The organism is Pseudomonas sp. SMN5 (genome assembly GCF_052041925.1).
GTDB lineage: Bacteria > Pseudomonadota > Gammaproteobacteria > Pseudomonadales > Pseudomonadaceae > Aquipseudomonas.
In genome coordinates this window covers 1-283 of sequence record NZ_JBKGGX010000085.1, presented here as the reverse complement: position 1 = coordinate 283, position 283 = coordinate 1, and the positions used below count along the sequence as shown (strand labels likewise).

The following is a 283-nucleotide window of genomic DNA, read 5'->3' as shown; positions in this document are numbered from 1 at the left end:
CAAAGTGGAAGTCAGCATCGATAAAGCCACAGGCGGTAACTTCGAGAACTTGGTTCCAAGCACCACGCCTGCGGTTACTGACGTCACCGATACCATCGACACCAGCACCGTTTCGCTTACCGCGACCTCGACTGTTGCCGAGGGCGGCACCGTCGTCTATACCGCTTCGGTCAACGCACCGGTCACCGGCGCCCCTCTGGTTGTGACCCTGTCGAACGGTCAGACCATCACCATCCCGGTCGGCGCAAGCAGCGGCTCGGTCAACTTCGTCACGCCGAACGAC

Annotated in this window: 1 protein-coding gene; it reads left to right on the top strand. The window is 60.8% G+C overall.

The window, feature by feature from the left end:
* The coding region (locus tag ACLEJR_RS27095; RefSeq protein WP_440817780.1) for an immunoglobulin-like domain-containing protein at positions 1 to 283 on the top strand (283 nt) is incomplete at both ends.